This window comes from Gorillibacterium sp. CAU 1737 (genome assembly GCF_039888655.1).
Classification (GTDB): domain Bacteria; phylum Bacillota; class Bacilli; order Paenibacillales; family NBRC-103111; genus Gorillibacterium.
Genome location: NZ_JBDQQO010000001.1, coordinates 457,377 through 472,148 on the forward strand (window position 1 = coordinate 457,377; position 14,772 = coordinate 472,148).

General features: G+C 52.3%; 10 protein-coding genes. 5 read left to right on the forward strand and 5 right to left on the reverse strand.

Going from position 1 to position 14,772, the window contains the following annotated elements:
• Nucleotides 1-179 precede the first annotated feature (179 nt).
• The 3 genes from AAFN83_RS02160 (at nt 180) to AAFN83_RS02170 (ending at nt 5,193) form a co-directional block, all read left to right on the forward strand.
• Nucleotides 180-1,877 carry a molecular chaperone HscC gene (locus AAFN83_RS02160; protein ID WP_347766704.1) on the forward strand — a complete coding sequence of 566 codons (1,698 nt, stop codon included), beginning with the start codon at nt 180-182 and terminating at the stop codon, nt 1,875-1,877.
• A gap of 245 nt (nt 1,878-2,122) precedes the next feature.
• Nucleotides 2,123-4,312 (forward strand): alpha-galactosidase, encoded by a 2,190-nt coding sequence (locus AAFN83_RS02165; protein ID WP_347766705.1) that lies wholly within the window; start codon nt 2,123-2,125, stop codon nt 4,310-4,312.
• A gap of 5 nt (nt 4,313-4,317) precedes the next feature.
• Entirely contained in the window at nt 4,318-5,193 is an 876-nt protein-coding gene (locus tag AAFN83_RS02170) for an Rgg family transcriptional regulator (RefSeq protein WP_347766706.1), read from the forward strand.
• A 44-nt stretch (nt 5,194-5,237) separates the two neighbouring features.
• Here AAFN83_RS02170 and AAFN83_RS02175 read toward each other — a convergent pair whose 3' ends face one another.
• The 3 genes from AAFN83_RS02175 to AAFN83_RS02185 form a co-directional block, all read right to left on the reverse strand.
• Nucleotides 5,238-6,209, reverse strand: a complete 972-nt coding sequence (locus AAFN83_RS02175; protein WP_347766707.1) for an immunity protein YezG family protein — start codon at nt 6,207-6,209, stop codon at nt 5,238-5,240.
• Between the two features lie 64 nt (nt 6,210-6,273).
• Nucleotides 6,274-7,575, reverse strand: a complete 1,302-nt coding sequence (locus AAFN83_RS02180; protein ID WP_347766708.1) for an MFS transporter — start codon at nt 7,573-7,575, stop codon at nt 6,274-6,276.
• A gap of 183 nt (nt 7,576-7,758) precedes the next feature.
• Nucleotides 7,759-9,132 (reverse strand): erythromycin esterase family protein, encoded by a 1,374-nt coding sequence (locus AAFN83_RS02185; RefSeq protein ID WP_347766709.1) that lies wholly within the window; start codon nt 9,130-9,132, stop codon nt 7,759-7,761.
• Nucleotides 9,133-9,391: 259 nt separating this feature from the next.
• Between AAFN83_RS02185 and argS the strand changes: the two genes are divergently transcribed.
• Together argS and AAFN83_RS02195 are read left to right on the forward strand one after the other, a co-directional pair.
• Entirely contained in the window at nt 9,392-11,104 is a 1,713-nt protein-coding gene (argS, locus tag AAFN83_RS02190) for an arginine--tRNA ligase (RefSeq protein WP_347766710.1), read from the forward strand.
• 149 nt (nt 11,105-11,253) lie between these two features.
• Nucleotides 11,254-11,439 (forward strand): YqzE family protein, encoded by a 186-nt coding sequence (locus tag AAFN83_RS02195; RefSeq protein WP_347766711.1) that lies wholly within the window; start codon nt 11,254-11,256, stop codon nt 11,437-11,439.
• A 55-nt stretch (nt 11,440-11,494) separates the two neighbouring features.
• Here the strand turns inward: AAFN83_RS02195 and AAFN83_RS02200 are convergent, their stop codons facing one another.
• Entirely contained in the window at nt 11,495-12,361 is an 867-nt protein-coding gene (locus AAFN83_RS02200; protein WP_347766712.1) for an ATP-binding cassette domain-containing protein, read from the reverse strand.
• A complete protein-coding gene (locus AAFN83_RS02205) occupies nt 12,333-14,771 on the reverse strand; it encodes a hypothetical protein (protein WP_347766713.1) in 2,439 nt (812 codons plus the stop codon). The genes AAFN83_RS02200 and AAFN83_RS02205 overlap by 29 nt, the downstream gene beginning before the upstream one ends.
• Between the last annotated feature and the right edge of the window lies 1 nt (nt 14,772).

Here is a 14,772-nt window from a genome sequence, read left to right on the forward strand (position 1 = left end):
TTCATTGAAATAGGCAGTCGGCCCCCCGCGGACCAACGACTGCATTTGCTTCGTTAGTAGTTATCGACAACCGATCCCCTAAGTTTTATCGAAAGATGAGAATTTTTCTGAAATGGAGTCAAAAACTTCCTTTGATTTGCCGATATTGCTTATAAAACGATCCATGGAAAGGACTCAGTATGGCGAAAATCGGAATTGATTTGGGAACCTCGAACAGCCTGGTTGCTTATTGGAGCGAGGGGGGGCCGGTCATCATCCCCAACTCCCTGGGTATGCGTTTGACTCCATCCGTTGTCAGCCTGGATGACAACGATGAACTCCTCATCGGTCAGATTGCGAAGGAGCGGATGATCACACATCCACATTTGACGGTGTCCGCGTTCAAACGGTTTATGGGCACCGATAAGCAATACCATCTTGGAGGTCATACCTTTACGCCAGAGGACCTCTCTTCGTTCATCCTTCGCTCCTTGAAGGAGGATGCGGAGGCATTCCTGCAGGAGCCCATCGAGGAGGCGGTCATCAGCGTTCCCGCTTACTTTAATGATGCACAACGCAAAGCAACGATGCGGGCAGCCGCAATTGCAGGGCTGCATGTGGAGAGGCTGATCAGCGAGCCTACGGCTGCCGCCGTCTCTTATGGCTTGCATCAGGAAGAATCAGAGACTCGCTTTCTTGTCTTCGATCTAGGCGGGGGAACCTTCGACGTCTCGGTGCTGGAGCTCTTTGAAGGCGTGATGCAGGTGCAGTCGATTGCAGGGGACAATTACCTGGGCGGGGAAGATTTCACCAATCTGCTCATAACCCATTTTACTGAGAAGCATGAACTGGATTACCTTTCCTTGACCAGCAAAGAAAAGTCCGCTCTGGCAAAGCAGGCAGAGCAGTGCAAGCTGGTGCTGGGCCAGGAGCCGGCTGGGGAAATGACATTCCCCTATCAGGGAGAAACGATGCAACTCTTGATAAGCCGGCTCCAATATGAACAATTGGTTTCCCCCCTGCTCCTTCGGCTGCGAACCCCGATCGAGCGAGCTCTTCGCGATGCGTCGCTCACGCCGAATGATCTGGATGCTGTCATCCTCATCGGAGGAGCAACCCGCATGCCGATCGTCAAGTCCGTGGTAAGCCGTATGTTCGGCATGCTTCCTTATTCGCAAATCAATCCGGACGAGGCAGTGGCACTGGGAGCCGCCATTCAGGTCGCGCTCAAGGATCGGGACAAGAGCTTGAAGGAAATGATCTTGACGGATGTTTGTCCCTATTCGCTGGGAACCAGTGTCGTGCGATCGGTTAAGCCCGATCAGTATGAGAGCGGTCATTTCCTTCCGATTATCGAACGGAATACTCCGATTCCTGTGAGCAAGGTCCAGCGCTTATACACTGTTCGGGACAATCAGACTCAACTGGAGGTAGATATCTATCAAGGGGAAAGCCGCAAGGTAGAGAACAACGTTCACTTGGGCAGTCTCGACATCCATATCCAAGCGGCTCCAGCCGGGGAGCAGAGCATCGACGTTCGGTATACCTACGACATCAACGGGGTGCTGGAGGTCGAGGTGACGACCGTCAAGACCGGGGAGAAGAAGACAATGGTCATTGAGAAAAGCCCCGGGCAATCCTCTCCCGAGCAAATCAAAGCCCGCCTCGAGGAGCTGAGTCATCTAAAAATCCACCCGCGTGATCGCAGCGAAAACCGCCTGTTGTTGGCACGGGGCGAGCGGTTGTACGAGGAGGCTTTGCATGAGAAGCGCGATTATATCGGCCGGCTTGTTTTTGCCTTCGAGAACGTGCTTGCCTCGCAAAATGAGCAGGAAATCAAAAAACAAGCGGTGATCTTCAAGCAGAAGCTGGACTCGCTTGAGCATTGGCTTGGCTAACCCATGCGCTAGGTTCAGAGGAGGGGAAGGCTTGTCTAAGGCAAGTCGGAGGTCGGGTGGCCGTTGCTCACAACTGCATGATCCTGTCCAAGGAAAGCCAAAACCCGCTCTAGGTGCAGGCGCGAATTTATTGTAAGATAGAGGGGGACAAATGACGGTCTCCCTTTTGTGAACTTCCAAAACGGAGGCGCTTTCCGTAAGCGATTGCACGACATAAATCCATGAACCCATAACAGGAGGACAACATGACGATCCATTATGATCCCGCTATTCGGACGTTTCACTTGAAATCCAAATCGTCCAGCTACATTTTGCAGATTACTAAAGAGGGCCTTCCGGTCCATCTCTATTGGGGACCGCAGGTGGAGCGCGTATCGTCCACCCATCCGCTCGTGACCATCGAGCGCTGCTCCTTCAGCCCGAACGTGTCCGCAGAGGACAAGACCATTTCCCGCGACACCCTGCCGAGCGAATTTCCGGCATACGGGAACGGAGACTTCCGGGAACCGGCGATCGAGCTTCGTCTCGCGGACGGAACCGTCGTTTCGGATTTCCGCTATATAGAATATAAGATCGCGAGCGGGAAGCCGCAGTTGGAAGGCTTGCCGGCGACTTACGCTGAAACCGATGAAGAAGCGGAGACGCTCGAACTTGTTCTGGAGGACGCGAAGACAGGGTTGCGGGCCATCCTGCTCTATACGGCTTATGCCGACAAGGATGTCATCACCCGTTCGGTTCGCATCGAGCATCATGGCAGCGAGCGCGTCGTACTGACGAGACTGCTGAGCGCATCCCTTGACCTGCATCGAACGGACCTCGATTTCGTTCACCTGTCGGGAACCTGGACCCGCGAACGACATGTCTACAAGAGAGCGCTCGTTCCGGGCCTTCATCGTGTAGACAGCAAGCGGGGAGCCAGCAGCCACCAACACAACCCGTTCTTCGCCCTATCATCGAAGGATGCAACAGAAGAGCACGGTGAAGTATACGGCTTCAGCCTGGTCTACAGCGGGAACTTCCTCGCGCAGGCAGAGGTAGATCAATATGGCATGACCCGTGCGGAGATCGGCATCAACCCGTTCGGCTTCGAATGGACCCTGGAGCCGGGAAGCCACTTCCAATCGCCGGAAGCCGTGCTGGTCCGCTCGAACGAAGGGTTCGGCGGCATGTCGCGCACGTACCATCAGCTGTATCGCACCCGGCTGTGCCGCGGTCAGTTCCGGGACAAGACCCGCCCGATTCTGATCAACAACTGGGAAGCGACCTACTTCAATTTCAACGCGGAGAAGATTCTGGACATCGCACGCGTGGGCCACGAACTCGGCATTGAGCTCTTTGTTCTGGATGATGGCTGGTTCGGTGAGCGGGACAGTGACAACTCATCCCTTGGAGACTGGGTCGTCGACAAGAAGAAGCTTCCGGAAGGACTCGGCAAGCTGGGTGAATCCCTGACTGCTCTTGGAATGGAGTTCGGCCTCTGGTTTGAGCCGGAGATGGTATCTCCGAACAGCAACCTGTACCGCAAGCATCCGGACTGGTGCCTGCACGTGCCCGGCCATGCCCGGACGGAAGCTCGCCAGCAGCTGGTGCTGGACCTTTCCCGCCAGGACGTTCAGGATTACATCGTCGAGGCGGTCAGTGCTGTGCTGGACTCGGCTCCGATTACGTATGTGAAGTGGGACATGAACCGCAACATGACCGAGATCGGTTCGGCCCTTCTTCCGGCTGATCGCCAAGGAGAGACGGCTCACCGCTACATTCTCGGCTTGTACGAAGTGCTGGAACGGATTGTTACCCGCTTCCCGCATGTTCTGTTTGAAAGCTGCTCGGGCGGCGGCGGCCGCTTCGATCCCGGCATGCTCTATTACATGCCTCAAACCTGGACCAGCGACGATACGGATGCCGTGGAACGGCTCAAGATCCAATACGGAACCAGCATGGTCTATCCGGCAAGCGCGATGGGCGCCCACGTCTCCGCCGTGCCGAACCATCAAGTGCACCGGATGTCTCCGCTTGAAACGCGAGGCCATGTGGCAATGTCCGGTAACTTTGGCTACGAGCTTGATCTTTCGAAGCTTCCCCAGGAAGACCGGGAGTTGATCCGTGAACAAGTGGCTCTCTACAAGGAGCTGCGTTCACTCATTCAGCAAGGAGAGTTCTACCGCCTGCTCAGTCCGTTCGAGGGAACCGAAACGGCATGGATGTTCGTCTCCGAAGAGAAGAACGAAGCGTTTGCCGCCTATTTCAAGGTACTCGCCGAGCCGAACCCGCCGCTGAAGCGTCTGCGTTTGAAGGGGCTCGATCCTAATAAAGCATACAAAATCAGTCACACCGGTGAAGTCGTTCGCGGAGACGAGCTTATGCACTGGGGCTTGCCGCTTCCGATGCTGGAAGGGGACTATCGCAGCGCTCTGTTCGTCTTGAAGGAAGTCTAAAGGGCATGGATCATCCCGGTGTTACCGTTCGAAGCATTCGTTTGTCGAAGGGGATTCCACAGAAGCAGATTTACACCGGCATCGTCGCCAAAAGCTTTGCGATCTCCTTCGAACAAGGCCGATCCATGCTGAACCTGCATGATTTCATTCAAGTACTGGAGCGAGTAGGGGTGAGCTGGAATGAGTTTGACTTCATTCAACGGGGATATCGCAACTCGGAACACACCTCCCTATGGAGGCAATTCGCCGAAGCGGCAAACAACCGAAACTCACGAACGCTAGACAGGCTGTATCGGGAGCATCGGGATGATCGCGCGGACTTTGGACGAGTGGTTGCCTATTTGGCTCGTGCGTTTCAGCACGAGCAGACGGCAGACAGTGAGGCTCCTTGTGCACCCTGCTCAGAAGCGGAGAAGCGATTCCTGACGCGTTATTTGCTCGACAAGGAATCCTGGTCTTTGGAAGAAACCAATCTCTTTACCAGCTTCTATTACTTGTTCGAGGAGGAAGCGCAAAGCGAGCTGATCCGCATTTGTTACCGCAGCCTGTTGCGTTATGAGGAGTATCCCGGCTATTTGGAGAGGATCTACAACCTTCTGACCAACTACACCTCCTCCTGCTACGAGAAGGGGAAGCGGGCGGAGGGGGATGAATGGCTGCAATGCATACGGGAGCTTCCGCATTCCAAAGCTTATCTGCACCAGATGCTCAATGCCAAGCTATGCGAAGCGCTCCACCATGCGGCGCACGGCAGGGTGGCGGAAGGAAGCAAGCTTGTGGAAGAGGTAGCGGGTGTCTATCGAACGTTCGCGTTTCGCCGGGAAGAAGAGGACTGCCGACTTCACTTCGAGCAGATTCGAATTCGGTACGAGGTAAAATAAAAGCAGGGCCCCTTTCATTACGGGGCCCTGCTTTTATTTTTGGTTCACGAACCTGTCTTGGCCAAGTATTTATCCAGGAAGGCTTGGTCGCGTTTGTTCGTCGGAAGCTTGCCCAGCTGGTTGTACTCCCATAGGAGAATGCGCTGCGGTTCTTTAAGCGTATACAGGGGTTCATAATCGCAGTCATATTCCACTTTCAAGGCACCCGTATTGTCCATGTGCAGGATTAGGGAGGTCCAGGTGAGTTGAGGGGTCGTATCCCACTCCTCCCACAGTTCTTGCAGGCGGGTTAGGGCACTCTGCCAGAGTTCGTCGAACGTTTCCGGGTTTATGGCGCATCGTTTTGGAATGGTTTGGGCTTTAACCAGCGTCTTGTCACTCGCCGTTGTGTAATAAAACCATTGATTGAGGCTCTTCTCGTAGGCTTCGGCGTACAAGGAAACCGTGCTCCATTCCTCAGGAATAAGTTGACGGAGCGCGAAACCGTACGCATCATGAAGTTCCTTCAATCGTTCCTCCTTGATGGTCATTCCTTCGATTTCACTCGCCAAGTGCTTATCCAGGAAGGCTTTGTCGTGCGGATGCGAGGGAGTCTCTCCCAAATGCTTGTAGCACCAGAGGATGGTTCTCTTGTGATCGTCGGCTTGGGACAAATCTGAATAGTCGTAGTCGATCTTGAAATGACCTGTCCTATCCAAGGAAAGGGTTAGGTTGGTCCAAGCCGATTCTCCGCTCGCTTCCCATTCTTTGTGAAGGGTTCGCAGCACATCCACCGAACGGTACCAATAATCGTCGAATGCATTCTGGTTCAAGTGAAAGAGCTCGGGAATGTCGTGACAATGAATGGGTTCTTTGCTGTCTTGAGGATAGTAAAAGAAAAACTGCTTCGCTACTCCCGGAGCAATTTCACCGTATAGAAGCAGCCGGCTCCATTTTTCCGGAATCATATCGACGATCGCTCCCGCGTACGCTTCATACAAATCATTCAGTCTTGCTGGATCCAGGAGTAGATTCACCTCGTTGGACCTCCTTCTATCGTGTACCTTCTCTACCAGAAAATATAAAATGCGAATGATTTCGTCAAGGATTTCCATCACAAGAGGGATTTTTGTCGACGGCTTCTCTTTCCGTTGTCTGATTTGCTTGACGGAAGGTGCCCTTTAGGAGATAGAGAAACCCGATCACCACAAGCAGGGAAAGGGCTCCTGCGCCTGCGGGAAGGGAGAGAGTGGACGCGGCTCCGCCGATGAGGATCTGACTGAGCGGGCCACCGATATTGCCAAGGGTGTTGGACACACCGGAGATCGAGGCCAGATGGCGGCGATCCACTTCCCGTGCAAACATCGCCCCATACTTCGGCGATAGTGCCCCGACGCAAGCGCAGGCGATCAGATACATAAGCAGAGTCAGGTAAAGCTGACCGGTCCAAAGCCCGATGCAAAAGCCCAACACCGCTGCGTAGTTCCAGCCGATGATCTTCATGAGCGAGGTCTCCTTCATCCATTTGGCTGAGACGACATTCCCCAGAATGACACCGACGGAGCCAAGAGTTGCAAACAGAGCCAGAGTGAAGGAGAAGCTGCGGATCAGGGGTGCGCCGGTAGCGGCCGAGGCCATGGAAAAGAGAGCATTCAACGGAAAGAGGGCGGCGTTGATCAACGTTACTTGAAGAACGAGAAAGAACATGCGCTTGTTCTGATAGAGCAGCCGGAAGGACTGCCGGAGGTCCCCCCAGTATGAAGTCCTAGGCGCCACTTCATTCTCATCATGAGCTTTCTTAGGAATCGCATCTTCCAGCTTCATGAGCCGTTTAGCAACGGTAAGCAAGAGGAAGCCGCCTGCAACAAAGGTTGCGCTGTTCAGCCAGGCGAGCGTCCGAAAGCTGAAGAGGAGAATGAGGAAGGAGCCGGCGAATTGGGAGACCACGATTACGATGCGCTGGATCGCCGATCGCCAACTGTTTGCTTCCTCCAGTTCATCATCCTTGACCGCTTGAACATATAAGGGAACGGCCAGACTCGATGCGAGCTTGCCGATCAAGTCCGATCCAAAGTTCAGAAGGGCGATGACAGCGATCATGGCCATAGAAGGCGCATAGCCGATGAGAACGCCGACGGCAAGGTAGCAGATCATGCGAAGCGTAAACGTGTGGAGCAACAGTCGGGTCCGTCTCTTGACGCGATCGGCGTAGACCCCGAGGAACAGGTGGAGGACACCCGGCAGTGTCTCCGACAGCGATACCCACCAGATCGCTTGCGCAGAATTGGGGAGCTGACTGGCGTAAGTCATGAGTGCAAGGTAATAGATGCAATCTCCTATGATCGAGATGGCGTCGGAAAGCAGCATACGGCGGAAAAGCGTGTTACGACGAAGCAGATTCATGGAACAATCCCGTCCTTCAATGGAGAATGGTAATCCCTTGCTCGATTCTCAGTATAGGGGGAGCCGGGATCACTGACGGAAAAGGTCCTTGATCGTGGACCAAGTGTAAAGAATGCGGTAAAATAGAAAAAAGACGCCTCCTTCCTTAAGAAACGGGAAGGAGGCGTCTGCTCTACCCTTGATTCATTCCTGCGCGACTTCTTCAATCAGAGTAGGAGCATGGATCTGATCGATGACGACGAGCCCGTCAAACTGTTCCCTCGGTATGAATTTCATGGAATTTGGCAGAATGACCTCGCGTGTCATGCCATCTTCCGCGGCGTAAATCGGCCTCCACATCCAACGGTTTGCCTCATCCTCCTTCTTTTGCCCGGATAGATCGATAAAGGTATTCTTATATCCCATTTGCATTACGGTGTGCTCCAGAGAGCCCTTTGGCATCGGACCGACAGAGAATTCTTTCATGGTGGTAATCGACACGGTTTTACCGGAGTTCATGTAAAACCCGAGCACGTATACCTGATCCTTCAGCTTCTTGTGCAGCAATTCTCCCATACTGGTAAAGCTGTTCCCCCATTTGTCGTTCTCCAGCACGCTGATTTGGGAGGTGTTTTTGGCTAGATGATCGTTATGAGCCCATAGAATGATTTTTTTGCCAGGATACCTTACCTTCGTCAGCCATTCCACATGCTCCGCCATCTCCCGGTCACGCGATTCATAGGATTTCTGTACGTCGCTGATCAAGCCGTCTTCTATGAACCGGATCCGGTCATGCAGCGATTTCAGGACCACATCGATGAGCACTGAGTCATTCGGGCTGGCCTTCTCAAACCGCTTTCGCATCTCCTCTATGTACTGAATGTAGTTTTCGTACATGGGCACGTAGCGCTGGATGACGGCCTTCATCTTTTTTGTGTACGTAGGGTCATCGCTGGGCATCCCATATTCATTCAGCACCTCGTAAAACTCCGTAATGGCTTCCAGGTCCCGTTTCAAAAAGGCTTCCCCGTATGTCTTGTCCACTCGCGAAACAAAATCGCTGATGCCATACGATAGCATAGGAGAGGTGTACTGGTTGTCATAACCCGCCAATTGCAGCGGGTTGTCCGTTGAGCGCGTCTTTTTGATATAGTTGAACAGCTCCAGTGTTTCCGTGGAATGCCATACCGGCATAACGGAATATTGCATGGCCTCGAACGGAGTCAACTGCTCCACTTGCCGATTGATGAATTCGGCATCGCCAAGCCCGGATTCAAAGGCGATGACATCGAAGCCGAGCTCTTCGTGAAGGTATTTGATCATCTTCGTCTTCAGACTGGAATATTCGGCGACCCGATGAAAATTTTCGCCGAGGCTGACCACGGTCTTCCCCTCCAGGAGCGGCTTTAAGAACTCTAAATCGCTGGAATCCTCTCCGCTCAAGGACTTGATCTCGTGTGCATAGGCAGGCGGCTTCTTTGCAGGATTTGCTGCCATTGCGGAAGAGGCTGAGCCCAGGACCAGCAGCGTCGAGAGAAGGGCAAAAGCTCCTTTTTTCAGATGGGTTTTTGATAACATAGGTGTTCCTCCTTTGGAATGATTACCTATCGGTTGATTGTTGCTACACTCTCATCCTAAAAGGTGTTTCTAAAGATTTGATAAAGCTGTTTTCCGAGCCTATCTCTTGTCTGTTCATGCCGCGTCATTCTTGACATTTTCAGGCGAATGGAGTAAGGTTTTAGAGAGATTGTGAAGGTCTCCTGGTGCCATACATAAGTCAAAGCACCCCATCGGGGTGCTTTCTTTTATAAGGATGATGAAAGGAAGTTGGAAGGCTATGCTACGCTATAAACAATTGGTCAGCCATCTCGTCGCCGCTCAAGTGGAGGGCGTGGAAGAGAGCGCGATCCGTGACTTGTTGGAATATCCGCCGAATCCGGAGATGGGCGATCTGTCTTTGCCCTGCTTCAAGCTCAGCAAGGCGCTTCGCCAATCCCCGCAAGCGATTGCGGACGGCCTGAAGGAAACCCTCACGCACGAAGCCTTCGAACGCGTGGATTCGGTATCCGGTTATTTGAATATTTTCCTCGACAAGACGCGTTTTGTCTCGGAGCAGGTTGACGAAATTTTGATGGCTGGAGCCCAGTATGGAGCCCGTAACCTCGGGCAAGGCGGAACGGTTGTCATCGACTATTCGTCCCCGAATATCGCCAAGCCGTTCCACATCGCGCATCTGCGTTCGACCGTGATCGGTAACTCGCTTAAGAAGATCCACCGCTTCCTCGGCTTTGAAGTCGTGGGGGTGAATCACCTTGGCGACTGGGGAACGCAATTTGGCAAGCTGATCGTCGGGTATACCCGTTGGGGCAATGAAGCCAAGGTGGAGTCCGATGGAATCGACGAGCTTCTGCGTCTGTATGTGAAGTTCCATGATGAAGCGGAAAAAGACCCGGCCCTCGAAGATGAGGCGCGCGCCTGGTTTGTTCGCATTGAGCATGGCGATGAGGAAGCCATCCGCCTGTGGAAGTGGTTCGTGGAAATCAGCTTGAACGAGTTCAAGAAGATGTACGACCTGCTCGGCGTGGAATTCGAATCGTATGCGGGCGAAAGCTTCTACAATGACAAGATGGACCCGGTCATCCAGGAGCTGAAGAGCAAGAACCTGCTCGAAGAAGACGACGGCGCCATGCTCGTTCGCCTGGATCAGTTCAACATGTCACCAGCGCTCATGCTGAAGAAGGACGGCAGCTCGCTCTACCATACCCGCGACGTGGCCGCAGCTCTGTACCGCAAGAATACCTATCACTTCGTGAAGTCTCTTTATCTGACGGACTACGCGCAAAACCTGCACTTCCAGCAGCTCTTCAAGATCGTGGATCTGATGGGCTATGACTGGGCGGATCAAATGATTCACGTACCGTTTGGCCGTGTCAGCCTGGAAGGAGCCAGCTTGTCCACCCGGAAGGGGAACGTCATCAAGCTGGAGGACCTGCTTCTGCAAGCGATTGACAAGGTCCGCGAGATCATCGAGAGCAAGAATCCGAACATGCCGAACAAGGAAGAGGTCGCCCGTCAAGTTGGCGTTGGCGCGATTATCTTCAACGACCTGTTTGCCAACCGCATCAAGGACGTGGTCTTCTCTTGGGAGGATGCCCTCAACTTCGAAGGAGAATCCGGCCCGTACGTGCAGTACACCCATGCTCGTCTCTGCTCCGTTCTTCGCAAGGCGAACGGAACGGAATCGACCGAGCTGCCGGAGGGCGCTCTCGATCCGAGTAAGCTGCTGAACACGGAAGCGGTCGAGGTGCTGCGTGAGCTGTCCCGATTCAGCGAACGGATCGAACAGGCGATGGTGAAGCTGGAGCCGTCCATCATCAGCCGTTACCTGATCGACGTCGCCCAAGCCTTCAACCGCTTCTACCACGAATGCCCGATTCTCGTGGACGATCCCGCGGTTCGCGCCTCCCGTCTTGCGCTCGTTAAGAGCGTCCAAATTACGCTCGCCAACGGCCTCGCCCTGATCGGACTGGCCGCACCGGAGAAGATTTAAAATCGCCCTTACCTAAATAGCCTGCTGGAATGCGCTGTGATCTGCGCGTTTCCAGCAGGCTTTTTTTCTCGTTCTCGCTCTTGCATAGAATCGCGCGGGCATAAAACCCTCTTCCTCCGGGAATGCTTATACCAAATGGAGGTGAACGGATGGCATCGAAGCGGGACGATCTTGTGAAATACATTACCGAGCGAGTCGTGATCTATATGGATACACCCAAGGAAAAGCGTAAAGAAGCACGGGAGGCCAGAAGGCCGAAGGAGGCTTGGACGGTCCGTTGGTTTGGCATGATCCCGGATTCGTTAAGGATGTTGATCGGCGGCAAGCGGAAATGATTCGAGCCTACAAAACCCGACAGGTAAAAGAAAGAGGGCGCCTGCCGGGTTATTTCTATTCAAATCGGTAAAGATAGACATCCTCTAAGTTGGGTTTTACGGCTTTTGCCTGGTAGCCGGCAGGCATTTCATCACTGACGATTCGAACGGAAACCGAGCCGTTCCCACCGCTCAAATTGCTCACCTTGTAACGATTCTGAATGAGCGGCAATTCGCTTTCCTCTATTTCAAGCTCAAACACCTTGTTCTCCATAGCGTTCAAGATAGCCTCCGGTTTATTCCTTTCCAAGAGAAGGCCACCCTTTAGCAGAAAAACCTCCTTGGCAATGAACTCAATATCACTCACTACATGAGTAGCCAATACGACGATTTTATTCAGCGCAATGGTTGAAATGAAATTCCGAATGCGGATGCGTTCTTTTGGATCAAGGCCTGCGGTGGGTTCATCCATAATCAATAGCTCTGGATCGTTAAGGAGGGATTGAGCAATGAGAATTCTCTGCTTCATTCCTCCAGAATAGGAGCCGAGTTTCTTATTCGCTTCTCGTTCTAGATTGACGAGCTCCAGCAATTGTTCAATCCGCTCTGCCGCGATTTTTCGCCTCAATCCTTTTAAAGAAGCGATGTACCACAAAAACCGTCTGCCGGTAAAATCGTCGTAAATCCCTTGCTGCTGAGGCATGTAGCCAAGCTTAGCCCGATATGCTTTTCCTAGCTTGCGAATGGGAATTTCGTTGTATCGAATATCTCCTTGATCGGGTTGCAGGTTATCGGTCATCAGATTCATTAGCGTGGATTTGCCCGCCCCGTTAGGGCCAAGAATTCCGTAGATGCCAGGAGTCAAAGTCGCCGAAAAGTCTTGAAGCGCTACCTTGTTTCCACGGCGATAGGTTTTATGAAGATGTGACAGTTCGAGCTGCATGAATCTTTACCCCTCCCCAAGAAGCTTTATTGTAGCTGCGCCAACCTAGCCAGAGGGAGCAGATTGCCATTCCAGCTAGCATGATGAAATAACCGATAATCCTTAGAATCGATGTGGAGGAGAAGCCAGCGTACAGAAGGAACGTTTGGTTAAAGCTGATCGAACGGATTGACGAAAGACCCATCCATTCCATGAGAAGGGGCGATCCCCAGAGTGTCATGTTGAGAAGAATAGTAAGGGATTGACGTTTTATCAAAAGGGAAGCGCACAAGGAACAGGATACTAAACAGAAAGTACCGAACAATTGGAGTCCGGCTACAAGCCACAAGAACACACGAAGACTGATGTCAAATGGAAAGGTCTTGAACGATTCGATACTTTGCACAGGAGCAGCCCAATCAAGCCTGTGGAAGTGTTGTTGCAAATTGAAGAAGGCCGGTGAATAGACAAGTACGGTTAGCAGGATCGCTATACCAAAGGCAGCCGCATATTTTATGGCAAACAAACGCCTTCTGCCGTGCAAGGTGGTTCGAAGAATCGCAGCCATACCCGTTTGACTGTCCAATGGAAAGAGGGAGCTGATTCCTACCTGGAGGAGACCCATAAGAAGAAGGGCTTGCACGAGTTGCACCGTCGGACGTTCGAACAAGTAGCTCGATGCTAACTCGTTTACGAAATACCCCTCGATTCCTCTCTCCCTATTCAGCTGTTCCAGTCGATCTGCTTGTTCCATTACCTGTTGAAATCCCTTTTGCCGGGTAGCAAGAAGCTGCAGCTCGCCTAACCGCTCCTGATAGGTGGCGGGAAGAATCATTCCCAACTTTTGGTCTTGGGTCAGTTTTTTCTCTTCGTTCGGGAGGTCTGCATAGACTTGCCTTTCCTTTTCAAGAAAATCGAGTTTTTCTTCAGTAACCATCCCTTCCAACTGAGAAAGATAGCGCTGGTAAACGGCCTGGTCCTGATTGAACCGAAGAGGGATACGGTCGATACTAAGCCACGCAACCATGATCGCAACCACTACAATAAGCCCGGCCTTTCCTGTAACCATAAGCTTGCGGAGCTCATGTGTGGAAACCGAGAGTGGGTATGAACGTGGCCGCTGTCGGAGCTTATCCAGATAAGGGGGGACTCCTCGGCTGAGCGGACTATGCGAGGAGCCATGAGCGTATTTCCATGTACAAAGGACGGGCAATGTTAGCAGCAACCAGAGTGTTAAACTAGCGGTTAACGCGCTTCGCGCAATGGGATATCCCAGGATATTCAAGTTTTGATAGTGAGCGAGAATCGAATAGCAGTCAAAGAATGCGACAACATTCAGGCTTTGCAGAGCATTCCAGGTGGACGAGGGTGAAAGAAGCAAAGTCGCAGCAAAGCTGCCTCCTACTAGCCCAATTAGTCCCAATAAAGCATGCGCCGCGCGATGAAAGAAGGTAAACAGTAAGGCTGCGATCCATGCAAAAACAACGGAGGCACATAGTTTTCCAATGCTCATTAGTACCAGAAACTGAAGAACGGTAAGCCGGAGGTTGCTGTGTTGAAAGGCATTCATGGACTGAATAGGCCGAGACAGATCCCCAAACCCATAAAATTGATAGCCAAGCAGAAGAATGGTTCCATGAAAAGCGATCACAAGGAGAGCAGTCAAGGTGAAAAGAGCCGAAAGTTTCGCTATACCAAGTGATAGACGCCCTCGCTCACAAGATCTCAAAAGCGGGATTATTTTGGTCTCCTTCTCGAAAAGGAAAAGATAGATCCCAATCAAAAGAATGGAAGCAGCAGCCAGAATATCCGTAATGGGATAAGTTGCAGCACGAACGATTCCTTCCTCCAAACCCGGACGCAATTCCAATCCTGCAAGCGATTCGAAGTCTTCACTTGTTTTCTTTATATTTCGATAAGAATAGGACGACGGCTCCTGAAAAATGGATACGGTGAGTAGGCTTTCTGCTCGCTGTTTGATTTCTTCCAAAAACGCGGGATAGTCCGTAAGGGCCTTGTATTGCTTCAGAAGCCATTCGGAGAAGAGCAACTCTTTTCGTAAGAGGTCGGGTTCCTTGGAATAGGGACTTGCCGCAAAGCTCTGGAGAAGCCCAGGGCGCTCCTTTGTTACCCGGTCAGCCTCCGCAATCCAAACGGGATTGCTCGGATCGGCTGCAGCTGTCAGCAAGGCCAGATAAGCAAACTGAGTCTCGTAGTCAGCCATCGCTTTATCAGCTGCTTGCTGAACCGGAAGGCGAGCATAGGCTTCTTCAACTTGTTCAAATTCAGAACGATAGCGGATCAGATCGCCATGCTCACTCCACTGCTCCTTACTAAACAGGGCTCCATTTGCTATGAGCATCAACGGAATGAGAAGGAACACCAGTTTTTTTCGCAGCACCTTCATAAGCTCATTACCAAATAAGTGCATG